We start from the raw sequence: 23,743 nt of genomic DNA, 5'->3' as shown, positions 1-23,743 counted from the left end.
CATTGCCGTCTCCGTCCGTCGCTCCGCCAGCGTCACCTCCGGCCAGTCGGTCGGTTCAGTCGTCCGGATCGTCGCCCGGCCGGTCATCGGTCACTCCCTCGAGTCCGTCGAGCGAGCGGATCGTTTCGACGAGGTCCTCGATCGAGTCTTCGCCGCGCCCGACGATCGGGCCGCCGACGGCGGCCGGCTCTCGACTCCCGACGAGGATCGTCGGCAGCGGCGACTCGGCGAACCCTTCGACCAGGACGGTGTCGTACCCGCGTCGGGCGAGGCGCTCGAGCGTACTCGCGAGCGCCCGTTCTTCCGGATCGTCGGACTCGAGGAGCCCGTCACCGGCGGGTTCGGGCGGGTCCCGCTTGCCCCGCGTCGTGATATCGAAGGTCAACGCCGGCGTGATACCGACGACGGTTTCGGCACCCGCGGTCCGGTGGCGGTGGGTGTCGCTGCCCGGTGTATCGATCTCGATGTCGTGGTGGATCGACTTGACGGTCGCGACGCGGCCATCGGTTGCCAGCCGCTCCACCAGTTCCTCGACGAGCGACGTTTTGCCGGCGTCGCTCGGTCCCGCCAGACAGACGGCACGCAGCCTCGCGTCCTGACTCATACGTGTCCATCGTCGGTTCGTGGGGAAGACCCGTTCGGATGGCGCGTCGCGGCGTGCCGACCGTGGCATCCCGCGTCGCCGCTCCCGGTCGACTCACGGCCCGGCTACCGTGTGACGGCCAGCACCCACTCGTCTGGGGCCCGTCTGCGGACCTCGTACTCTTCGAAGGCGGCACCGGGCGGTCCTTCGCGACCGACCGCCCCGACGAGCTCCGCGGCGAGCGGGGAGGGATCGTGGTCGTTGAGCAGGTAGAACGTCTCGCCGGGCTCGGTCGCGCGGAACTCCTCGGTGGCCTGCTCGTGGCGGATCGGTTTCGGCAGCCCGCGCAGATCGAGCGCGTGGTCGGGCACCGAGAGGTCGCCGACCGCCGCGAGTCGCTCGCGAACGGCGTCGGCCAACTCGAGCGCTGCCGGCGGGACGTCGTCGCCGAAGTCTCGGACCCGTTCGTCGAACGGAAGGTCACACAGCACCGGCTGGTCGAGTGCGGCCTCGACGTCGGTGTCCGGGAAGAGATCGTGTTCGCGGCCGCACTCGCAGGTGAATCCGCGCATGTTGACGACCGTTCCCAGTAGCGGGACGCCGTTTTCCTCGAACAGCGTGGCGCTGCGGGACGTGTCCCCGACGCTCGTAGGATGCGGCGTACTGACCAGTACCGCCCCGTCGATCGGGAGCGACTGCAGCGCCGTCAGGACGATGTCGCCGGTCCCCGGCGGCAGGTCGACGACTAGCGTGTCCAGATCGCCCCAGGCGGTGTCCTCGAACAGTTCGCTGACGGCTTCGTGGGCCATCGCACCCCGCCAGGCCAGCGGCTCGTCGTTCGCGATCAGGCCGACGCTCATCGCGGTGAGGTCGCCGGCAGCGATCGGCTCGGCGTCGCCCGCTTCGGTGGCCGACACCGGCCCCTCGAGATCCAGCAGTTCCGGCACGTTCGGTCCGTAGAGGTCGGCGTCGAAGATGCCGACATCGTGGTCGGGATCGGCGGCCAGCGCGCGGGCGAGTTGGGTCGAAACCGTCGTCTTGCCGACGCCGCCTTTGGCGCTGGCGACGGCGATCACGGTATCGACACCGGTCGGCCCGTCGATCGCGTCGGCCGCACCCGCGTCGGGCGTCTCGCCCTCGATCGTCGCCCGCTCGACGCCGGGCGTCGAAAGCGCCCGTCGGCGGAGCGCCTCGGTGACGTCCTCCGCCGTCGGGTCGTCGAGCCCGGTGAGATCCGCGCCGATCCGCACGACCCGCTCGTCGACCGAGACGTCGGTCACCAGCCCGGACTCGAGCACGTCGCTTCCCAGATCGGGGTCCGCGACGGCGCGCAGGCCGTCCCGAACGCGCACCGCGAGGTCGTCAGTCGGTACGTCGTCCGGAACGATGTCGTGTTTTGCCATGTTACCAGGCCTCGAACGATTCGGCGTCGTCGTCGGGTTCGCGCTCGGTCATCAGGGTCCCGCCGTAGGGCCGGAACTCGAGGTCGTACGCGTTGGCGACGGCGTCTAACGCGTCCTCTCGCGCGGCGATCGTCGCGGTATCGAACTCGAAGGCCTCGACGGCGGCGACCAGTTCGTCGTCGCTGACTCGGCCCTCGGCGTAGCCCGCCGCGATCCCGTCGCGGAGGATATCCGCGTTGCGACGCAGCCGCTTTGCCTCCTCGAACCGCTCGCGCAGGTCGTCGTCGAGCCCGCCCCGATCGAGGGGAATCTCCTCGAGCAGCGCGGTCGCTTGCTCGTCGAACCCGTCGGCGATCGTCAGCAGTTCGACGACCTGCTTCCGCGCCGAGAGTGACCGCCAGGCGTCGCGGGCGTCGTCGTCGACGACGGCGTCGATGGATTCGGTCCACTCCGTCGAGCGCTCGACGTCCTCGAACGCCTGCGCGACGAACGCGCCCACGTGGTCGTCGGGGATCGTCACGCCCAGCGACTCCTCCGGGCTCGAGCCTGCAGCGCTGTGTTCGGTCGTACAGTCCGCAGCCGACTCGTCGTGGTCGTGATCCGCGTGCGATTCGTCCCGCGCCTGCGATCCGTCGGCCGTCGGTGTGCTGTCGAGTTCGTAGGTCATCGTCGATCACGCTGTCCCTGTGTGAGTCCGTCGATCGAGCCGGCCGGCCCCCGATTCGGCCCGGGGCCCTGCCGTTGCCGTTGCCGTTCCCGTTGCGATCCCGGTCCGCCTCCGGGCGCAGCGTCGCCGTCCAGTCCGGCGTCGATCTGCTCGGGATCGACGCCGCGAGCCGTCGCGAGCGCCCGCTTTGCCGACCGTCGCACGTCGTCGCTGCGGTCGTTCAGGCCGTGGCGCTCGAGGACCGCCTCGGCGCGGTCGGTGCCGAGATCGCCGAGGCTGGTCGCGGCCTTCGCCCGGACGAACGCCTCCGGATCGCGGGCCAGGACGGCCGCGAGGATTCGGACCGCCGCTTCGACCTCGTCAGCGTACTCGCGGAGGTAGTCGGCCGCGTACTCCCGGACGCCGGAGTGTGGGTCGTTCTTGATCCGTTCGATCAACAGCTCCTGTGAGGCCGCCCCGGTCTTCGAGAGGGCGATGACGGCGTTGCGCCGCACCCAGCCGCTGTCGTCCTCAAGGGCCCCGCGAAGCGGCTCCTCGTTCCCGGGTTCGGCCCGCGATTGCGCGACGACGGCCTCCGCGCGGACCCACTCGTGGTCGTCGGCCAGCGCCGCCCGGATCGCCTCGGCGGCCACGTCCGAGTCGGAGACGCTCGCGGCGAGTCCGAGCGCTTCGACGGTGAACTGTCTCACGTCCGCCGCCTCGTCCTCGAGCGTTCGCTCGGCGAGCCCCGCGATCGTCGCCGGTTCCAGCCCACCCTCGTCGGCCAGGTCGACCAGCCCGAGCGCCCCGCGCCGTCGGTCGCGTTCGCGATCGGACTCGAGTCGCGATCGGAGCGATGCCTCGCCGTCGTCGGGTGCCCGGCCGCGGGCACTTCGGTTCGCGTAGTCGGTCATTCTCGGAGCCTCCAGTAGCTGACGAGCCACGCCGCGATCGTCGCGATCGCGAGGAGGGCTGGCCAGTTCGTCGCGGCCCCGACCAGCCAGAGCGCCGAGTCGGTGACACCGGCCACGGCACCGCCGTCGGTACCGTCCGTTTCGTTGCCGCTACCGTCGTCGGAATCGGCCGCACTGAGCGTCCCGTCGTCGGTATCCAGGGTGAGGAACTGGTACGACAGCGACTTCTCGCCGTTGACTTCGTCGGCGTCGCCGTCCCAGATCGCGTACGTGAGGTACATCTGTTCGCCGTCCGTGAACGCGGCGTCGTACTGGCCGCTGGCCTCGTGCTCGCGCTGGAACACGACCGCCCAGCCGTCGTCGGTCCGCTCGCCGTTCGCCGCGACGGGCTGGGTTTCCGCGTTGGTCAGCGAGCCGTAGCCGGTGGCATAGTAGTTCTGTGCGTATCGGTTGTAGCTCGACTTCGAGAGCGGGTTGCCGGCCGCCTGCCCCGGCTTCGTCTCGTTGTCCGGATGCGGGTACGAGTACATGTCGCCGCCCGGATCGGACTCCGAGTGCTGCCAGCTCGAGCGCCAGTACCAGATGTTGACCGGGTCGCCGCTGGCACCCATGGCGACCGGCGGCTGGCTCCCGCTACGGAGCATGATCGCCGCAGCGTCGCTGTAGGCCTTTGGCTCGTTGATCTCCGTGTCCGCGGTCGGGTCCTCCCATTCCATGCGGAAGGCGACGTGCGTGTCATTGGTCACCGCCTGAACCGTCACCTCGTCGACGCTCCCGCCACCGTACGGCAGCGCCATCTGTTGTGGGTCAAGCGACACCGTCTCGGTCGGCGCGTCGTCCCACGCCGCGGCGTCCGGCTCCGCGGGCACCTTGTCGACGGAGCGCAGCGGCTGCGGGCCGACCGTGAGGACGGCGACCACCGCGACCTGGAGCACCATCATCAGACACAGCACGATCACTGCCAGTTTCGTCGCGCCACGCGCCGCGTTGCGGTCGATCGAAACCGACCCGATCTCGATGGACTGTGAACTCACGGGGCTTCACCTCCGTTCGCGGCGTCCGCCGAGACGGTCGGATCGGGATGTTGCCCGTTGTCGTAGCTCACCAGCGCCTCGACGAGGTTCGCCGCGGCGACGTACGCGTCCTCGTCCGTCGCCCGGCGCAGGTCGTGGGCGAACGCCGGCACGAACTCGACGAGATGTTCCGCGAGCACCGTCGCCTCGGCCTGGCCGACGCGCTCGGCGGCGACCGACTCGCCGGAGTCGAGCGCGACGGCCCGCTGGCCGGCGAGCACCTGCGCCAACTCGAGTTCGGCGGCGACGTGATCCTGGCGCTCGGCGAAATCGTCGCTGGGCTCGAGGCCGAACTCCTCCATCAGCCCGACGACGGTCGCGATCCGGCGTTGCTCGCTGCTGATCTCGTCGCGGGTCGTGTAGTGGGCCTCGTAGGGGATCACGGGGTACGTGCCGTCGTCGCTCGGGAGGCCGAACAGGCGGTTGTATGCCGACTCGAGGTCCTCGACGGGGGTCTCGGCGAGCGCCTCGAGCAGTGCAGTCGCCTCCTCGGCGACGGTGAGTCGCTCGGCGGCGCGCTCGATTCCCTCGCGGGCCTCGGGGTCGAGCAGTTCGCGGACGGTCTCGTCGGTCGGGTAGGTGAACACCGCGGCGGCGGCACAGTACAGCGTGGCCCGCGCGGCGTGGTACTCGGACTCTGGTGTGGCGTTCGGTGTCATTGGTCTGTTAGGGCTGATTGGTCCACATCTCGCCCTCGCGGACCTCCATCTCTTCCTCGAAGGGCATGTCGACGACCTTGTTCCCCTTGCGGTCCCACCCCTTCACGCGGTGTTCTTTGACGGTGTAGGTCTCGATGAGACGGGTGGTCGCGCCGAACAGTTGGAGGATACCGAGCGTGTGGTGGCTCGGGTTCCGGACGCGGTCCTGGACGATCTTGATCGATTCCTCGAACGTGTCGCCGGGCCAGTCGTTGCGCTTCTCGTCGGTGTTCGGCGTGAACATCTGGGTGAGGAACTCCGGTGGTACGTGGTAGGGGGGCATGTAGAACACCTGCGGCCGGGTGCCGAACTGCGGGTACAGCGGGAGCGCGATCTTCTCGTCGCTCTTCGCGAGGTAGTTGACCGGGCTCCGGCCGGCCGCCGCGGACGCGTTTCCGCCGGGATGGCCGGCGTCGGGGCCGCGATTGATGTTGCCGTGCAGACGCGTTTTCCCGATACAGGAGGACACACACCGCGGAACGTTGCCCTCCTCGATGCGCGGGAAGCAGCCGACCGGCTTCTCCGAGACGCCCGTTTCGGGGTTGTACATCGGCTTGTGGTACGGGCACGACTTCACGCACTTGCGGTAGCCCCGACACCGCTCCTGGTCGAGCAGGACGATCCCGTCCTCCTCGCGCTTGTAAATCGCCTTCCGCGGGCACGCGGCCAGACAGGCGGGGTTCTTGCAGTGGTTGCAGAGCCGCGGCAGGTAGAACTGCCACATGTCGTGGTACTCGTCGTTCTCGAGGTCGCTCTCGACGACGTCCCCGGTGGGATACTCGCCGTGGACCTGATCGTCGCCCAGCGCGGGATACTCCCACTCTTCCTTCTGAGCGACGTAGCCTTTGACCCGTTCGCCCTCCTCGGCGGCCTCGAAGATCGTCTCGTCTTGCTCCAGGTCGTCGAGCAGCCGCATATCCCACCCCATCGGATAGCCGCCGTAGGGCTCGGTCTCGACGTTCATCCACCACATGTACTCCTCGCCCTCGCCGCTCGTCCAGGTGGACTTACAGGCGAACGAACAGGTGTTACAGTTGATACACCGGTTGATGTTGATGATCATCCCCCAGTGCCAGTCGCGTTCCTCTTCCTGGTGCTCGTAGGGGTAGCTGTGCTCGCGTCCGAGTTGTGGGTTGTACGTTTCCGGCATCAGCTGTCACCTCCCTGCAACGAACCGCCGATGTAGTCCTGCACCAACTCGTCCTTCCGCGCGTCGCCCGGCCACCAGTCGGCCTCCTCGTACTTCTCGACTTCCACGAGGTCGTCCCGGTTCGTGCCGGTCGGTGCCCAGACGGTCTCTTCGTAGCCGTGCTCGAGTTCGGCCCCCTGCCAGACGATGTCGTCCTCGACGTGCTCGGAGATGTTCGGATCGCCGAAGACGGACTTGTGGACGAGGTCGTCGGTCTCCTGGGCCGGATCGAGCCAGATGTTCGTCGTCACGTTGTACCCCTTGACGCCGTCCCCTTGCTCCTCGTCGTCGGGGAACTGCTGGGGCCACCAGCCGTGCCAGAGGGTCAGTTGACCCATGTCGCCGGCCGAGCGCGGCCGCTGGCGTTCACTGACCATCACACGGACGACGAGGTCCCCACGCTTGCCGGTGATCCGGACGTAATCGCCGTTTTCGACGTCGATGTTCGCGGCGTCTTCGGGATGCATCTCGACGAACGCCTCGCCGAGCGGCGGCATCTCCTCCGTCTCGCCCTCGCCCTGCGGGAACGAGAAATCGTCGACCAGCCGCTCGGTCCCCTCGGGATCGGCGTTGGTCGAACCGAAATCCCGCGACGACCAGATCAGGTTCCAGTCGGTCATCCCCCACGATGAGTGGGTCCGATACTTGGGGTGAGGAGTGTTGTAGTAGAACTGGTACTCCTCGTCGTGATACAGCGGGTTCTCCTCGTCTTTCGCCTCGTCCCACTTCTTGTTCACACCGTAGGGCGTCCCCTCGGGGCTCTCGATGTGGTCCAGATCGTCTCGACCGAGCTCGAGGAACCGATCCTCCTCCTTGTGGAACTCCATGCGGCCGGTCTTGGTGTAGAACGGCCGGTCCTCGTTGATCTGGGAGTAGAAGGGGATCCGCGGGTACGTCTTCAGTTGGAGCCGCTCGGGGCCGTCCTCGATGTCCTCGACGTCGATGTCGCGGGTCGTCATCCCCGCGTCCAGCGTCTCCTGGATGTAGTCGCGGACGTCCTTGTCGTCGTCGAGGAACTTGTCGAAGTACGCTCGGTAGGAGTCGACGTTGCGCTCCTCGGGCGGAATCTTCTCGTCTAACTTTTCGGCGACGAGCGCGATGGCCTCGCCGTCCTGCTTCGTATCGTAGAGCGAATCCATGACCCCGTGGTCCATGTGGATGAACGGGTTCTCCGGCCCGACCGTGATGTCGGGGTACTCACACTCGAGCCAGGAGGGGACCGGGAGCACGATGTCCGCGTGGCGCGCGGAGTAGGTCATGTGCATGTCCGAGACGATCGAGAGTTCGTTGCTCGTGTCGGGGNGAGCCAGGAGGGGACCGGGAGCACGATGTCCGCGTGGCGCGCGGAGTAGGTCATGTGCATGTCCGAGACGATCGAGAGTTCGTTGCTCGTGTCGGGGTGTTTGACGAAGTTCTCGATGACGTGCTCCTGATGTTTGGTCTGATTCAGGAGATTGCAGTTCATCGTCCACAGGATCGTCGGCTTCGACATCGTGTACGACTCGGCGTTCGTCGGCATCACCGGCTCCTCGGCGTCGCCCTGTGGCACGAGGTCGAGTTCGCGGTCGAAGTCCCCGCGAATCTCGTGGGCGTCCAGCTGCTCGCCGCCGAAGAACGCGAACGCGTAGCCGGGATACATCCCGTGGGCCGCGTTGCCGTCGGGGTTGACGTAGGAGGGGTAGCCGTCCAGCAGTTCGATCTTGTACTGGCCGGAGTAGTTGTAGTAGCCGGCCCCCCGCTCGCCGATGTTGCCCAGCATCGACTGGACGAAGAAGATCGTCCGCTGGAGCGAGTCGTTCGAGTGGAACCAGTGGTTGATCCCCTCGCCGGTGAACCACTGGGCCTTCTCTGCGTCGGCGAACTCCCGGGCGGTTTTCCGAAGCGCGTCGGCCGGAATCGTCGTGATGTCTTCGACCGTCTCCGGATCGTAGTTCGCCATGATGTTCGACCGCTGCCGGACGAAATCGGTGTGGACGCCGACCGACTCGCCGTTTGCCAGCTCGAGTTCGGTGTCGACCTCGAGCCGGGGTGTCACGGGCGTCTCGTCGCCGACTTCTTCGCGAGTGACGGGGACGGGGTTGCCGTTCTCGTCGAGGGCGACGAAGTCGCCCCAGTCGTTCTCCTCGTGGCGCTGCTCGCTGTCTTCGGCGGGCGGCTCGTGATCCGCGAAGACCTCGTGGGCGCGGAGGTACTTCCCGTCGTCCTGCCGGATCAACAGCGGTAGGGTCGTGAACTTCCGCATGAACTCCTCGTCGTACAGGTCCTCGTCGATGATGACGTGAGCCACGCCCAGGGCGAACGCGGGGTCGCTGCCCGGGCGGACGGGGAGCCAGCGGTCGCACTTCTGGACGGTCGGCGAGTAGTCGGGGTAGACGCCGACCATCTTGCCGCCGCGCTCGCGGGTCTCCTGGAGGAAGTGGTTGTCCGCGAGCTTGTTGTGGATCAGGTTCTTCCCCTGAATGATGGTGTAATCGGCGGCTCGCCACGCCGATGCGTCGGCATCGCTGGTCTGATAGCCCGTCGTGATGACGTGGCCCGGCGGCAGGTCGGCGTACCAGTCGTATTCCGTCCACTCGCAACCGCCGAAGACCGACGCGAGCCGCCGGCCGGCCCCGTGGCGGGTGATCAGCCCGTCGGCCTTGATCGCGTTGAAGATGTGGAACCGTTTCTCGTCTTCCAGACTCGCCATCTTCTCGGCGATCAGGTCGATCGCCTCGTCCCAGGAGACGCGCTCGAACTCGTCCTCGCCGCGGCCCTCGGGGTTGGGGTCGTCGGGGCTCCACCCCTTGCGAACCATGGGATACTTGATCCGACTGGGCTCGAACGTCCGGCGGTGAAGCGTCAGCCCCTTCATGCAACCGCGCGGGTTCCAGTGGCGGCTGACGCCCGCTTCCTCGTAGCCGCCGGGGCTCCCCGGGCCGGGGCTCCCCTCCTCTTCGTGGTAGATCTGCTCGGCCCTGATCGGCACGCCGTTTTTCATGTAGAAGTTCAGCGCACACGACTGCGTACAGTTGGGGTGACAGACCGTCCAGTCGACCCTGTCGTACGAGTAGATGTCGTGGTAAACCTCTTCCCAGTCCCGGTTCGGATAGGACTTGAGGGGATTGTCGACCTGCGTGATGGTGTCGACGGATTGCGTCGCTCCCCACGCGGACCCGAGCAGGGCACCGACTGTCCCCGTCCCGGCGGCCGCCAGGAAATCGCGTCGCGAGAGACTCATCGCCGACCACCTCGTGTGGCGGAGCGTTTCAGTAGCATACACGGTGACCTTGTCCCTCTCATCTTTAACCGGTCCCCGGCTGTTCCCACGCTCTGAGGACGCTACCGCCGAAATCCGGCTAATGGCGGGTTTTCAAATGGGGGGCGGAGCACGCCGATCGCCGGCCGTACCCACCCTCACCCGCCGCTCGAGGACGGAGACACGGGCAACGGACGGCGAAACCGACGGCTGCCGGGGCGGACGACACGCGATCGGAGACCGCCGCGTGGCCGGATACCAACGGACGCAGTCACTCCGACCGCTCGCGATCGCCGTCGAGGTCGAACAGCCGGTGGGTGGCGTCGATGACTGCATCGTCGCCGTCGCGCGCGGCCGTCCGGAGGCGTTCGGTCGGCGTGCCGAGGAGCGAGCCGGTCAGCGCGCTGGCGAAGTCCGCCAGGACGATCTCGGGATCGGCCCCGTTTTCGAGTCGGGTACGGGCCTGTTCGAGTTCGCTCTCGCGGATCGCGGCCGCCGCCCGGTGGAGTTCGCGGAGCGTGTCCTCGGCGCGGTTCTCGCGTTCCCGGTCGACGAAGGCCGCGACCGCGTCGGTGACTGCATCCTCGACAGCCGGGACCGCCGCCCGCCGATCCGCCACGGCCGCCTCGATCCGACGCTGGATCACGTCGAGGGCCACGACCGGTACGGCCGATCGCCGAACGGCCTCGGCGACATCGGGCGGGCTCGCCAGGTCCACGACCGGCGTCTCCGGCCCGACTCGCCGCATCGCCTCGGTGGTCACCACCGGGTCCGGCGCGCCCGTCGCCGTCACGATCGCGTCGGCGTCGGCGAGCGCCCGTTCGAGGGCCTCGAGCGGCCAGTCCCGACCATCGTCAGTCGGCAGCTCCGGGGCGGCCGAGCGGTTGACGGCGTCGACGCGGCAGTCCCAGCGGTGGCCGGCGGCGTTCGCCACCTCGGTCGCCATTTCGCCGGCACCGACGACGACGAGGCGATCGAGGACGTCGCCCTCGTCGGCGATGGCCTCGCAGGTCGCGCTCCCGTAGCCGACCGTTCCCTCGGCGATGCCGGTTTCGTCGCGACAGCGCCGTCCCACCGAGACGGCAGCGTCCGCGGCCCGGGTCACCACCCCGCCGGCGAGGTCCGCGTCGAGCGCCGTCTCGAACGCTCGACGGACCTGTCCGAGGACGTGCGCCTCGCCGATGACGGCGCTCTCGAGGCCGCAGGCGACGCGAAACAGGTGGTCGACGACTGCGAGTCCGGTCTCGGTCCGCGCGCCGTCGGGATCGCCCAGCGCCTCGCGTGCGGCATCGAGCCCCGCGTCCCGGTCCGCCGGCGTGCGCGTGCTGAGATACGCCTCGACGCGGTTGCACGTCGAGAGCACGACCGCCTCGGTAACGCGGTCGTGGGCCGCGATCCGCCGGGCGGCGGCGACGGGGTCGTCCGGAGCGACCGCGCCCAGTTCCTCGGTCGATCGGGTCTCGTGGTCGAGCCGATAACACGCGAGTCGGCGGACGCTCTTCGGCACCGCCGCGACCGGCGACGGCCCGGGCTCGGGTCTCGCATCCGGTGGCGCTGCGTCGGGTACGTGCATCGGCCTACTCGAGTGCTGCGGTCGCGTCGACCGGTGGCGCGTGGTCGGTTGGCAGTTCGTCGGTGCTGTACTCGGCCTCGGTGAGGTAACACCGGGGGTCTTCAGCCCAGAGGTCGTCGTGGACCGCCGCGGCGCGGGCCCGGGAGTTCCCGCCACAGACCTCCTTCCAGGGACAGCGACCGCATTTCCCCTTCAGGTGATCGGTCGGTTCGGCCAGTTCGTCCCAGAGGTCGCTGTCAGCGAGGATCTCGTCGAGGCGGCGATCGCGGACGTTCCCGAGCGTGTACTGCGAGAGGAACATGCTCGGGTGGACATCGCCGCGGTGGTCGACATTGACGACCTTGGGACCGGCGTCGCCGTTCTTGACGACGCGACCGGGGCCGTCGTCGAACAGGAGTTTTCGCGCCCGATCCGCGTGGGCCGGCATGTCCTCCCGAATGCGGTGGTAGAGGTAGACCGCGTCCGCGTAGTTGCCGGCGGTCAGGAGCTGCATGTCGGGATAGGTTTCGGCGAGCGTTTTGGTGCGCTCGTAGAGGGAGTCGACGACCGCCCGCGTCCGCTCGACGGAGAGGTCGGCGTCGGTGATGTCCCCGCCGCGACCGGAGTAGATCAGGTGGAAGACGTTCACCCGATCGATCCCCTCCTCGACGGCGAGGTCGATCACATCGGGGACGTCGTCGACGGTCCCCTCGGTCATCGTACACCGAATGCCGGTCCCCATCCCGGCGTCGCGGGCGTTGCGGAGCCCGTTGCGGGCCCGTTCGAAGGCCCCATCGACGCCGCGGAACTCGTCGTTGGTCGCCCCGACGCCGTCCAGCGAGACGCCGACGTACTGCATCCCCGCGTCGGCGACCGCTTGCGCGCGCTCCTCGGTGAGGAACGTACCGTTGCTCGAGGCGATCGGCCGGATTCCCCGCGCGGACGCGTGCCGAGTGAGTTCGGCGATGTCGTCGCGGAAGAACGGCTCGCCCCCGCTGAACACGAGCACCGGGACGTTCACCGCGGCCAGCGAGTCGATGAACGCCTTGGCCTCGGCCGTCGACAGCTCCTCGCTGTCGCGCTCATCGCAGGCCCCGAAGTAGCAGTGTTTGCACCGCAGGTTGCAGGCGGGAGTCGTGTTCCAGACGACCAGCGGGACGAGCGCGTCGCTCGCGCGGCGGTTCTCGTATCGGATCTGTTCCGGTCGGTTGTCGAGGCCTCTGATGAGTCGCGTGAGATCGATCATTGGTCCACCTCCGGGCGGAAGATACCGCTCGGTTTCTCGCCGAGTCCGTCGATTCGGCGGTCGACGGCAACGTCCGCCGGGCGACCGTCGGCGAGCGGTCGCGCGTCCAGTACCGCGATGTCAGTCCGCGTCATGTTCCCGACGTAACACTCCTCCCCGTCGGGGCCGAAGACGAGATGGAGCGGTTCCCCGCCGACCTCGACGCGGCCGGCGACCGCGAGGTCGGCCAGGTCCAGGATCGTCACGAACGGCTCCTCGTAGGAGTCGACGATCGCGTAGCGGCCGTCCGGCGTCGTCGCGGCGAAACCGGTCGTCGTCCCGACATCGAGCAGCCGTTCGGTCGGCGAGTCGTCGCCGGCCGCGACCGCCTCGAGGTCGACGACGGCGACGCGGTCGTCCTCGCGGGCCGGAAACAAACCATACCGGTAGTCGGGGCCGTCGGCGACGGCGAACCCGTGGGGGTTCGTCCCTGTCTCGGCGGTACAGCGAACCCGCTCGGCGGCGGGGTCGACGAACGCAGCCGACGCCCCGCCGGCGTGGTTGGCGACCACCAGCCCCTCCGCGAGGACGTACAGGTCGTGTGGCTCCGGCCCGACCGGAATCTCGGCCGCGAGGTCGAGGCCGGGATCGGCACCGAGGACGGCGATCTCGTTTTCGGTCTTCTGGCCCACGTAAAGCCGCTCGTCCGGGCCGATTCGCATGCCGGAACTCCGCGAGAGCGGGCGCGTTCCCGCGGGCTCGAGTCGGCCATCCTCGCCGATCACGAACGCGAGGACGCCCGGCTCCGACGACGCGGGCAGGTCGACTGCGGTCCCGACGAACAGCACGTCGCCGCCCGGGCCGAGCGCGCTCCCGACGGGCATCGTCCCGAGCCGGTCGATGCGCTGGACGGTCTCGAGCGCCTCGAGATCGACCACTTCGAGGTGGGCGCTGGCGATGTACAACAGGTACGCGACCGGTTCGTCGGGGTGGAACACTGCCGTGTGCGGGTATCGGCCCTCCCCGAACTCCGCGACGACCTCGCCCGCGGCGAGATCGACCGCGCTGAAGTGGCTGCTCGCGGCGTTTTTCACGATCGTCGGCGCGCCGGACGAGCGGTCGCTCGCAACGGTGTCGGTCTCAGTCTCTGATGTCATGTGTCTCTCCCTCTATCGGTACGAAAACAGCCCGCAGGGGCGGCTCCCTCGGGTACGTCGATGCTCGTTACGATCGGATCGGGTTCGTCGGCTCGAACGTCGTCGACGTCGATGACGGTGACCGCGTCGGCGTCGACGCTGGGGACGTAACAGACCCCGCCGTCCGCGCTGAACCGTGGATGACGCGGCGTCGCTCCGGTCTCGACCCGTTCGAGGACATCCAGACTCGAGGGGTCGAGGAACGTGACCCGGTCGTCGTCGTACGCGTCGACGGCGAGGACGGCACCGTCCGGGGTAACGTCGGGAAAGGCCGTCGGCGTTCCCAGCGAGACACGGTCGGCGACCGCCCCCTCGCCGTCCCCGCGTCGGACCGCCCCGAGATCGATGACCGTGAGGCCATCACCCGCCGTGTCGCCGACGACCCAGCGGTCGCTGCCCGGCACGGCGGTCCCGCCCCTCGGGTTCGGGGCGGGGACCGTCCCGAGGACCGTCGCCGCGCGCGTATCGACGACGGTCACGCTGTCCCCGTCGGCGTTGTTCACGCCAAGCAGTCCTCGGCTCGATTCGGAGGCCAAGTCCTGCGGACCGGCACCGACCGCGAACCGATCCAGGACGTTGAACGGGGGCGTTCCATCGATCCGGAGCAACTCATCGTCGTCTCGCAGCGCGACCCACACGTCGTTGCCGGCGTCGACGGCGAGGCCGGCGGCCTTCCCGACGGGGCGTTGCGCGATCAACTCGACCCGCTCGCCGGCCGTCCGAAAGACGGCCAGTCCCGGGCGGTCGTTGCCCGGGAGATCGCCGTAGGTACTGATGAACAGGTACCGCCCCGTTCGGCTCAGCACCGCTCCCACGGGCGCGGTCCCGACCTCATCGACGCGACCCGCGACGGACAGCGTCCAGAGGTCGACGATCTCGAGCGCGTTCGACGCCATGTACGGGACGTACGCCCAGCGGCCGCCGGGACGGACGGCGAGTGCGTGGGGCTGGCGACCGTCGCCGATCCGACCGAGCGGTTCGTGGGCGGCCGCGTCGATCACCGTCAGCCCCGTACCGCGGAGGTGCTTGACGAGTGCGAGCGGTCCCGGTCCTCGTCGCGCCGGTGTCGTCGTCATCGCGTCGGAATGTCTCTCGGGCATGGGCCTGTGGGAGCGATCGACCGCGATCAGTGCCCCTCCGCGCGGACGCCGAGGAACTTGCCGGTCGGTGCGAGCAGGTCTTCGATCTGGGTGAGCAACTCGCCCGTGTTCGGATCGAACACGAGGATCGATTCGTTCTCGCCCTTCCAGACGCTGATATAGACCTTCTCGCCGTCGCGGCTGAACTCGGGGTGGATCGCCGCCGCGGCTCCCCACTGGCTACAGTCGATCTCCTGGTCCACCTCGAGAGTATCGGGATCGATGGTGTAGACGTAGGCGTCGTCCTCGGTGTCGGTGAGGATGATGTCGGCCCAGACGTAGTCGCTGTGCTCGTGTTTCCGGATGAACAGCCCGGAGCCCCTGACATCGATCATTGTCTCCGCCTCCCAGGTCTCCGTGTTCCAGACGCCAACGCTCGACGAACCGGCGTGGGTGGTGAAGGCGAGATCCTCGTCGGGGTACAGCGCGCCCGGACCGGGGTGGGGGACCCCGTTCATCGGGATCGCGGCGACGTGGCTCCGCTCCTGCGTGTCGATGATGTCCATCTGGTTGTCCGTCTGAGAGGCGATCATGAAGTAGCGGCCGTCCGCCGTGAAGAAGCCGTCGTGGAGGGTCCGGCCGCACTCGATGGTCGCCACGACCGGGAAGTCCTCTTGGGTATAATCGATGAGCCACACCTCTCCCCCCTCTTTCAGGCCCGCGAGGAATAGCCCCTCCTCGGGGACGTCGTACAGCGAGCAGACGCGACTCCCCAGGCTCTCGCCGTCCGGATTGACGGTGTGGGTCGGAATCCGCTTGATCGGCTCCATCGTCTCGGCGTCGCAGATGACCAGATGGTTCGGGTTGTAGAACCCGCCGATCACGTAGTTGCCGTCCCGGGAAACGGCGATGTCCCGGGCGTCCGTCCCGGCGTCGGCGACGGCGACCCGTTCGAAGTCGAACAGGTCGATTTTGTACATCTCACCCTGCCGGGATTGCGTGTACACGTACGCGCCCTCCCGAGTCTGCTCGGGCAGTTCCGGATGGAAGTCGTGGACGTGGATCGCCTTCCCCACGTTCTCGACGCGCTCCATGAGCCGATCGTTGACCGTATCGATCATCGCGACCGAGGCGTTGTTGCGCTCGGTGACGACCATGATGTCCCGCAGGTCGAGGTCGTGTTGGGGCTCTTGGACCAGTTCGCGTTCCTCTTTGAGGATCTCGTGGCGCTCCTTCAGCGTCCCCATATCGGTGAAGTCCACCTCGTCGACGGACTCGCCCTCCGGGACGACGTACAGTTGGCCGTTCATCTGTGCGTGGCCGTCCCCGCAGTAGGCGCTACACTCGAAATCGAACGTCCCCTCCTCGTCGGTGACGAACGTGACCGAATCGATGGGGCCGTCGTCCGTGTTCTCGGGGAGTTCGATGGGGCCGATGTCGTACGGGTCCTCGAGGTAGAACGTATGCATCGTGAACTCCTCGTTCTTCTCGAAGGTCGACTGTGTGAACTCGATCGTGAGTTCCGTGTTCGGCGGGACCCGGATCTCCTGTGGCTGGAACTCGTACTGCTTGGCGGTCAACTGCACTGTTTCGCTCCGTTCGGCCTCCGGCGTTTCCTCGTCGGGCGACTCCTCGTCGTCCGTCGACTCCGGCCCGTCGTCATCATCGTCGCCGGCACAGCCCGCCAGTGCTGCCGACGCCGCCACGACGCCACTGGTCTTGATGAACGTCCGACGGCCCGGACTGGGCAACCCCATCTCGAAGCTGAGTTCGTCGTTGAACTCCAGGCGCTCCGCGATCTCCCGCGACGCGCTCAAGTGGCGCTTGATTCGCTCCTCCTGCTCCGCAATCGACTCGGCCGGTGACTCCGATCGTGACATTGTGGGCACCTCTCCAATCGACCCTCTGGAGCACGCACCTATAACCGGACCACAACGTTTCGAGTTCGTGAGAGATCACGGGAAGATGTTCGTCGCGGGGTTTTTCCGTTCCGCGAACACCTACTCCGGGTGGAAAAATTCGCCCTCTCAGCCCTCAAAAGTCGGTCTCAGATCAGCCACACGCAGCTGCGGTTCCCAGCGCATAGGAGTCGTCGGTACCGTCTTCTATAACTCACCCGATAGTTGGACCCATGTCGCCTGATCACTCGGACTCGAAACTGCGAGGCGATCGGATGACGACCGATTTCTTCGAGGACGTGCTGGCGGAGTATCTCGAGGCCGACCGCATCGACGCGGGCGTCGTCAGACTCCGACTCGATGACGGACGCACCCGCCGGTTCGTCATCGGCGACGAGACCGAGTCGATGGCTCCCTACGAGTACGTCCGTCGCGAACTTGCCGAGGTCAAATCCCTAATCGACGGAAACGAGGACCGCTTCGACCAGCCGGTCGAGTTCTCGGTTCCCGTCCGCGACGCCGAGCGGGTCATTACGGAGGCCGAAGACGAGGGGGCGGTCACGACCTGGATCAAGCCGGAGGGGGTCGGCCTCCTGCTCGAGCACCTTCACGCGATGGCCGACGAAACGGATGTGGACCCGCCCGCGGAGACGAACACGACGGAGTGAGACCGACGGCGAGGCCGGGCGCGATTGTGAGCTCCGCCCAGAAATGCTCGCTTTGCTGTGCCTTTCTGGTCCGGTTCAAATCGCCGTCGCCGCTTCGCTCTGTACGAAACCGGTCGTCGAAAAAGCGGGCCGGGCGCGATTTGAACACGCGACCCCCTCCGGCGCTTTCAGCGCCTACGGGAAGGAGGATTACCGAGGTGACGCACTTGGTGTGCTGAGCGCGAGGCCCACTAATGACAACCGATCTCAAGCCAATAGACCCGCAGGAAGCGAAGGAGTGGTATCTCGAAAATCGACGCGGCGAACTGGCTGACGCTACCTATCGAGCGCACAAGTATCGACTCTCCCCGTTCGTTGAATGGTGCGACACCGAGGGAGAGGTGACCAATATGAACGACCTTAGCGGGCGGCACTTCCACCAGTACAAGAAGTGGCGACGAGCGAAAGGCGACTGCAACAAGGTCACGATGGCGACCCAACTGAGTACGCTCAAGGTCTTCATCGACTTCTGTGAGGGCATTGACGCCGTCCAACCCGGCCTGTCGGATTACATCGACCCGCCGACAATGAAGAACAAAGAGGACGTGAATGACGACTACATCGACACAGACACCGGGCAGGCTATCATCGAGTATCAGCGGAACTTCAACTACTCTCAACGCGAACACGTCATCTTCGAGTTACTGTGGCATACCGGGATGCGGAATGGTGCACTCCGGGCTATCGACCTCGATGACTACGATAAGGGAGAACGCACGCTCGAAATCCATCATCGTCCGGAGGAGGAAACTCCGCTAAAGAACGGAAAAGAGGGCGAACGTGTTGTCTCTCTCAAGCCAAAAGTCAACCAGATAGTGCAGGACTACATCGCGCATCACAGATTCGCCAAAACCGATGAGTTTGGACGCGAGCCGCTACTGACGACGCGACAGGGACGTATCTCGAAAACATCTATCCGAAGCAACTGCTACCGCGCTACCCGTCCGTGCAAGTACGGGCTTGACTGTCCACACGACCGAGAATCCAAGGAGTGCGACGCGGCAAATTCCTATCACGCGGCGTCTAAGTGTCCCTCCTCTCACGCCTCACACTCTCTGCGGAAGGGAGCAATCACGCACGCACGACGGAGCGAAATCCCGATTGAAGCCGTATCCGAACGGATGGACGTGAGCGCGGATGTGCTGAAGAAGCATTACGACAAACGCACGAAGAAACAGGAGATGAAGAACCGGCGAGGTTACTTCGACAACATCTAACTCGACGGTTGGAGGGCATCGACGGGGCTACTCGACTCCCCCGTTAATGACCAGCGGGACAAATTCGGCAAAGAAGGAGTCAGAGGGACGTTCTTTTATATAGGCGGTGACTGTAGTTATGCTACTACCTCGTTGCCTTACCGTGGTTCTCGCAACATAACTTAGTGGAGTGTGTTGTGTGGAACGGGAACCGCAGAGGTAACGGACACATTGAGGGCCGTGCTCTGCTAACCGACCGAGAGCGCGAACTCATAGAGGGTGGAGACACCGTCGATGAAAACCTCCGCTACCAAACAATCTCCCGAGTCTGGCGGAAAATTGAGGATGAACTGACGACCGACGTAGCGGTACTGCGAGAGAACTATCCTGGCCTCTACGCGGGACTCTGCGAGGTGGTGTGTGAATCAGAAGGCACCAGCACATCGAGTAGAGGAGAAGGAATAGACGACCCGATGCAGTAACCTCACCAGTTAGAACATCACCGAGCGCACGCGAGCGCGTATTAGGTAACTCCGCCTGCGAAATTTCCGGCTGAGAGTCAGGATTGCCTGGTTTCATTTTCTCTGGACTTCGAAGATCTCGAATCCACGTTGTACTGTGATTATCGCAACAGAACTTAGTGAGGGTCCATCTTAGAGATAACAGACTCTTTGAGGCAAGTGGAGAAACAACCGACTCGATGAACGGAAACAGGAAAGGTGGACTCACTCCATCGAGCGAGAAGAAGAAACAACTACCTCAATGGATTGAACAACGGAATGAATTTGTTATTTATCAACACCCACACTTTCTTTTTGTTCTCTTTCTGATTGTCGTTCCTGTATTTGGTCTTTCAAACTCTGAGTTCCGTCTTGCGATGATTGACCAGAGGATTCTGCGGATGATGAGTTAGACATAGTAAGTATCCCACCAATAATAGCGACAAAGATACCAGCTCCAATCATCCCTCCCTTGCCCGTGTTTGGTGTTTCATAGGATGATTGCACACAGTCTTGCCCATATCCTGTTGGGCTATCGTAACAGGTGGTTGATGTTTGTGTTGACGTTGAGGGGGCGGCAACTCCAAGTAGAAGAATACCTACTCCGATAAATACCAATACCGCACCAATAATCGACTTCATATTATTATTAGCGGCATGAGGAAGACGAAAAACATAATCAGTACCATGACAAGAATCAAGATCCCCTTTCCGCCCGCCTGATCAGCTTCATTCCTAACTTCTTTACTATTTTCACTAACATTGTTCTCATCCAAAACCTCAATAATTACATCAATATCTTTACCCTTTATGTCATTTATTGACTTGATAACCCGTGAGATGTATTTCTCTGGATCAGCTCCGATGTTTGCGCTTACTTCCTTTTCTCCAGTCACAGATACCATTGTCTCAGTCTCACTTGCCTGGTTTTCTGGAACCTCTATTATAACCTTTTCACCGTAACTGGAGGTGATAAGTCCTAAGCTTGCCCCTGTTTTACCAGTAATGCGAATACCATCGTCAAAGTATGTATCAATGTCTGAACAGTCCTCGAATGCGGCCTTCACAACTGTCTTCGCGTCCTCACGCGGGTGAGGGATTGTTACGGCAGTCATCCCAATATCCAACACATTAAGAATACTTATTACTTTCGCTCTTATGGCGGAGATTGTTGATACATCTTCCCGTCGTCGGCTCGAGTCAATACCTGTCCGCCAGAGCCACTGAGATGCAACTTCGTGATCTATCGCACTCGCCGCAGAATCGCAGGACAGCTCCGTATCAACAATGTGCTACACAAGAGCGTATTACTTTTCACTGACCGAACCGATTTCTGCCAGAGAGTAAGAATATAATTATGCTCTGTGATGAGGGCTTTATATTGGACGAGTTTCTCCCGTTTTAGTACTGCTGAATTTGATAATACATACAGAAGCAAGCGCTATTACCCCACCGAAAAGTGAGAGGTAAACACCAATCCCCGGATAGACCTGACCTACAAACATATTACCAGAAGTTTCAGGGAAGACTGGGTTAACGATATAGAATAACGAAACAAAAATTGCTATGGAAGCAACAGCGGAACCAATAATTTCTGAAACGCTGTTCCTGAGTGTATATACTCCAAGAATTATTGACAGAGATAGAACAGCAAACCCACCAACTGTAGTTAACCCTCTTGTAGTCCCTCTAACCCCCGTAGAAACAGCTACTCCCCATGGTAGTAAAGTGCCAATGGCTACCACTAATATACTGGCGCTGAATAACTTCTGAACCAGATTCTTAACTTGCATCTGCCTGAGTATTTGTGATGTAGTTATACGGATAACAATTCTGATTTTAAAATATATGTATTTCCTGAACAATGGTATCTACTGTCACCACTCCATATCAACTGACCTAACTTCCCCCACCAAGTAAGGTTAATTACTTGCTTGGACAGCCACTATTCCTGTTGTTGGTAAACCTGAATCAGAGAGCATGGAGTCTTTCGAACGTCCCTATCATACCACCTGCACTGTTTTACAAAAGATAACTTATCTATCGCATCGTATAGCGGTCGCCTCAGACGCCTGTGGCTTGGTCATCTATGGAAACATCCTTTAAATACGATCTCCCGATCCTCTGAAATACCCGTTCGCCGTACAGCGGTTTCGCACCATAACTTAGTGGTGGTGTAGGTGGTGTAGGGAGGAGAAGGGTGGACAGTCTACAGAGAGGCCAATCCCACTCCATGAATGGAACAGCTCATTGAGGGAATGTAAGTCAAACTGCGTTTCAGTCTGAGTAATGCGGTTATCCGTAAGAATTGAATGGGTGATAGGATACAGTATGCATGTGAGTGCTATGCAGGTTTCGCAGGCACGTCCACATCGTCGTACTCCGGGAAGTTAGGATCTTCAGCAATCTCCTTGAGGAAGCGCCATGTAACACCGGGCTTGAATGTGGAGCCAAACTGCTCCCTGAACCACTCCCATGTTGGTTCCCATCCGTATTGGAGATGGCGGCACGCAACTTGGATTTTCTCGTCGTGTGAGAGCGTGTGTATGTCTCCTTGCTCTGCTGTTTGCTGGAAGGATTCTGCTTCTGTCTGTGGATTCTCTCGTGCGGGCCAGATCGTCCGTGGTTCCTCGCCGGGAGTCGCCGACCTCAATGCAGTCGTCCCCTTCGAGTCGGACACCGTGGAACCAGACGCCCCAACATCGTAACCCTGCTCGGAGAGATAGTCGAGGGCAGTATCTCGCCCACCCTTATCGCTTGTTAGCGCATGGCCGACCTCGATGGCTTCCCACGAGGAGACGCTGAAAATTCGGGAACTCCCGCTTTTGCCGCCGATGATGACGACCTTCTCCCCGGATGCGTGGTCCCACTTCCGGTAGTCCTTCTTCGACAACTGGAGTGGCGCGTGTACGTCCTGCTTCGTGAACCCCCCATTGCACCCAACCGCCCCGTAGAAGTACGCTGGCACCATCGTCGCGCCGCCACGCTTGTCCTCTCGGGCGAATACCCCTCTTTTCACGCGAAGCGCCGCGACACTTCGAGGATTCCCGGACGCGTGGGCATACGGAGAGAACTCCTGCGTATTGTACATCGACCACTCCGGAACGTCAGTCGGGTCGGCGGGATATGCCACCTGCTCGATGAGGGGAGTCTTGATTTCACTCACCGGCTCATCGCGCGTGAACTCCAAGAGCGTCTTCTCGGGGTCAAGAACTCGAAACAGATTCTGTGGGGTGTCCACGTCAGGGCCGCTTGTCTCGACTGTCAGACCGTCCTGCCCAAACACACCCCACAGTACATCCGCGTACGTTGCGGGCGTACTTGGGGTCGCTCCGTTTGCCTCACGGAAGATACGAGTTCTGTCCCATGTCGGTTCGATTTCGACCTTCGGGATGCTGGACTTCGCGTGTTCGACGCCGGGAAGTCGGAATAGACGTTTCCGTGAGTACAGCCCCAAATCGAGGTCTGCCCCGGCCTCCTCGCAGTATGACTCAGCCAATTCCTTCAGCCACTCCCGGTCATCTTCACCGGACACGAACCGAGGAACGTGAACGTGAATCGACCGATTTCCCGAGAAATACAACATACACGTGTTGAACGGGACTTCGAGGAAGTCCTCGACGAACTCGCGGAACCACGAAAGAAGCGTATCCGGGCCAACCTCGTGGTATGCATCAGACTCGATGTGAATGGGGTAAAGGACGCGGTCATCGGCCTCGCAATCGTCTTGGATCTCGGTCGCTATCGAGGTCGTCCCCGCTACCTCGTAGCCTCTCTCGAACTCGTCTTGCCGTTCGTACTGCGCTCTCGGGACTTTGTAGATGGGGCTGGCGGTCGCGGCGTTATCGGGAATCGGCTCGTAAACCGTCTGGAGTTTCGGCGTCCGATGCGGCCCGTCAGGAAAGCCGTACTGCACGCACGGGAGATCATTGCTGTTCGACGTTGTCGCTGTACTACTCGCTGATGGAGACGGAGATGTATCTGTACTCATAGGTCGAAGGATGGAGAAGGCTCTCGGTGGAACGTCAACACTTGCGCTCTATGCGAGGAACCGTGGAACTGATCACGATACCCGCGACTGCTCAAGGTAGCCTCCGGCGAAAACCCTTCACTTAAACAAACGGGAGCCAGTGACAAAAAGATACCGAAACCCATGGACAACGCCGAGGTTCTTGCAAGAGAATTAAAAAATTCAGGCTGGTTTTGGACGGTCTAACCCGGGGAGTCACGTCCAAAGATGGGTTGAAGCCGTGTTCGCTACTCCATTCCGAACTCCTCGCGGCGAAGTTCCCGCTTCTCGCCTACTCCCGGTGTAGTGGTGCATCCTCAGCCCGCTGATATTGTGAACCAACGACTCGATGAGGTAGAACACAGCAAGAGGTACTGAATCAACTATCGGCTATTGGAAAACCGCTGGATAGCGCGGACGCGCATCAGATTCGAAACGAACTCACGTCGAAATGGTGGGGGTTTCCGAACCTTCTAATGGACAGGAACACTATGAACTAACAGTTCAGCCGCTAATAGTCTGACTTGGTATCCGTCCTTCGGAAAGCGGGCCGGGCGCGATTTGAACACGCGACCGTCTGATTAAGAGTCAGACGCTCTGCCGGACTGAGCTACCGGCCCTGTACCTCCGACTTTCC

Annotated in this window: 18 protein-coding genes, 1 tRNA gene and 1 pseudogene; 2 read left to right on the top strand and 18 right to left on the bottom strand. The window is 63.5% G+C overall.

Features of this window, described 5'->3' with window-relative positions:
• Window positions 1-55: 55 nt before the first annotated feature.
• From C487_RS14840 to C487_RS14780, 13 genes and pseudogenes are all read right to left on the bottom strand, one after another.
• Entirely contained in the window at window positions 56-604 is a 549-nt protein-coding gene (locus C487_RS14840) for a molybdopterin-guanine dinucleotide biosynthesis protein B (RefSeq protein WP_006186624.1), read from the bottom strand.
• Window positions 605-708: 104 nt separating this feature from the next.
• A complete protein-coding gene (locus tag C487_RS14835) occupies window positions 709-1,986 on the bottom strand; it encodes a P-loop NTPase (protein WP_006186623.1) in 1,278 nt (425 codons plus the stop codon).
• Between the two features lies 1 nt (window position 1,987).
• Window positions 1,988-2,653, bottom strand: coding sequence for a hypothetical protein (locus tag C487_RS14830; RefSeq protein WP_006186622.1), 666 nt, complete (start codon window positions 2,651-2,653; stop codon window positions 1,988-1,990).
• Window positions 2,650-3,546 (bottom strand): HEAT repeat domain-containing protein, encoded by an 897-nt coding sequence (locus tag C487_RS14825; RefSeq protein ID WP_006186621.1) that lies wholly within the window; start codon window positions 3,544-3,546, stop codon window positions 2,650-2,652. The genes C487_RS14830 and C487_RS14825 overlap by 4 nt, the downstream gene beginning before the upstream one ends.
• The gene (locus tag C487_RS14820) at window positions 3,543-4,580 is read right to left on the bottom strand and encodes an ethylbenzene dehydrogenase-related protein (protein ID WP_006186620.1); all 1,038 of its coding nucleotides are present in this window, start codon (window positions 4,578-4,580) and stop codon (window positions 3,543-3,545) included. The genes C487_RS14825 and C487_RS14820 overlap by 4 nt, the downstream gene beginning before the upstream one ends.
• The gene (locus C487_RS14815) at window positions 4,577-5,278 is read right to left on the bottom strand and encodes a TorD/DmsD family molecular chaperone (protein ID WP_006186619.1); all 702 of its coding nucleotides are present in this window, start codon (window positions 5,276-5,278) and stop codon (window positions 4,577-4,579) included. The genes C487_RS14820 and C487_RS14815 overlap by 4 nt, the downstream gene beginning before the upstream one ends.
• 7 nt (window positions 5,279-5,285) lie before the next feature.
• Window positions 5,286-6,467, bottom strand: a complete 1,182-nt coding sequence (locus C487_RS14810) for a 4Fe-4S dicluster domain-containing protein (protein ID WP_006186618.1) — start codon at window positions 6,465-6,467, stop codon at window positions 5,286-5,288.
• Window positions 6,467-9,726: pseudogene (locus tag C487_RS21915) on the bottom strand (molybdopterin-containing oxidoreductase family protein). Before C487_RS21915 ends, C487_RS14810 begins: the two are co-directional and overlap by 1 nt.
• Window positions 9,727-10,015: 289 nt before the next feature.
• On the bottom strand, window positions 10,016-11,317 hold the full coding sequence (gene hemA, locus C487_RS14800; RefSeq protein WP_006186617.1) for a glutamyl-tRNA reductase: 1,302 nt from the start codon (window positions 11,315-11,317) through the stop codon (window positions 10,016-10,018).
• Window positions 11,318-11,321: 4 nt separating this feature from the next.
• On the bottom strand, window positions 11,322-12,542 hold the full coding sequence (locus C487_RS14795; RefSeq protein ID WP_006186616.1) for a radical SAM/SPASM domain-containing protein: 1,221 nt from the start codon (window positions 12,540-12,542) through the stop codon (window positions 11,322-11,324).
• Complete coding sequence (locus C487_RS14790) at window positions 12,539-13,678, bottom strand: YncE family protein (protein ID WP_006186615.1); 1,140 nt, start codon at window positions 13,676-13,678, stop codon at window positions 12,539-12,541. The genes C487_RS14795 and C487_RS14790 overlap by 4 nt, the downstream gene beginning before the upstream one ends.
• A complete protein-coding gene (locus C487_RS14785) occupies window positions 13,675-14,817 on the bottom strand; it encodes a beta-propeller fold lactonase family protein (RefSeq protein ID WP_006186614.1) in 1,143 nt (380 codons plus the stop codon). The genes C487_RS14790 and C487_RS14785 overlap by 4 nt, the downstream gene beginning before the upstream one ends.
• Before the next feature lie 26 nt (window positions 14,818-14,843).
• A complete protein-coding gene (locus tag C487_RS14780) occupies window positions 14,844-16,676 on the bottom strand; it encodes a cytochrome D1 domain-containing protein (protein WP_006186613.1) in 1,833 nt (610 codons plus the stop codon).
• A gap of 251 nt (window positions 16,677-16,927) precedes the next feature.
• Between C487_RS14780 and C487_RS14775 the strand changes: the two genes are divergently transcribed.
• Together C487_RS14775 and C487_RS14770 are read left to right on the top strand one after the other, a co-directional pair.
• On the top strand, window positions 16,928-17,362 hold the full coding sequence (locus C487_RS14775) for a hypothetical protein (protein ID WP_006186612.1): 435 nt from the start codon (window positions 16,928-16,930) through the stop codon (window positions 17,360-17,362).
• 233 nt (window positions 17,363-17,595) lie between these two features.
• Entirely contained in the window at window positions 17,596-18,618 is a 1,023-nt protein-coding gene (locus C487_RS14770) for a tyrosine-type recombinase/integrase (RefSeq protein WP_006186611.1), read from the top strand.
• 767 nt (window positions 18,619-19,385) lie between these two features.
• Here C487_RS14770 and C487_RS20405 read toward each other — a convergent pair.
• The 5 genes from C487_RS20405 to C487_RS14755 all read right to left on the bottom strand — a co-directional run bounded on the left by C487_RS20405 (window position 19,386) and on the right by C487_RS14755 (window position 23,726).
• Window positions 19,386-19,739, bottom strand: a complete 354-nt coding sequence (locus C487_RS20405) for a hypothetical protein (RefSeq protein WP_152422517.1) — start codon at window positions 19,737-19,739, stop codon at window positions 19,386-19,388.
• Window positions 19,736-20,212: a hypothetical protein gene (locus C487_RS14765; RefSeq protein WP_049908175.1), complete on the bottom strand. Its 477-nt coding sequence runs from the start codon at window positions 20,210-20,212 to the stop codon at window positions 19,736-19,738. Before C487_RS14765 ends, C487_RS20405 begins: the two co-directional genes overlap by 4 nt.
• A 261-nt stretch (window positions 20,213-20,473) precedes the next feature.
• Entirely contained in the window at window positions 20,474-20,890 is a 417-nt protein-coding gene (locus C487_RS20400; protein ID WP_152422516.1) for a hypothetical protein, read from the bottom strand.
• A 551-nt stretch (window positions 20,891-21,441) separates the two neighbouring features.
• Window positions 21,442-23,013, bottom strand: coding sequence for a hypothetical protein (locus tag C487_RS14760; RefSeq protein ID WP_006186609.1), 1,572 nt, complete (start codon window positions 23,011-23,013; stop codon window positions 21,442-21,444).
• Between the two features lie 639 nt (window positions 23,014-23,652).
• A tRNA-Lys gene (locus C487_RS14755) sits at window positions 23,653-23,726 on the bottom strand.
• Window positions 23,727-23,743 lie beyond the last annotated feature (17 nt).

The sequence above is a fragment of the Natrinema pallidum DSM 3751 genome (assembly GCF_000337615.1).
Classification (GTDB): Archaea; Halobacteriota; Halobacteria; order Halobacteriales; family Natrialbaceae; genus Natrinema; species Natrinema pallidum.
The sequence above is the reverse complement of the archived record's forward strand: the minus strand, read 5'-3'. Positions and strand labels throughout refer to the sequence as shown.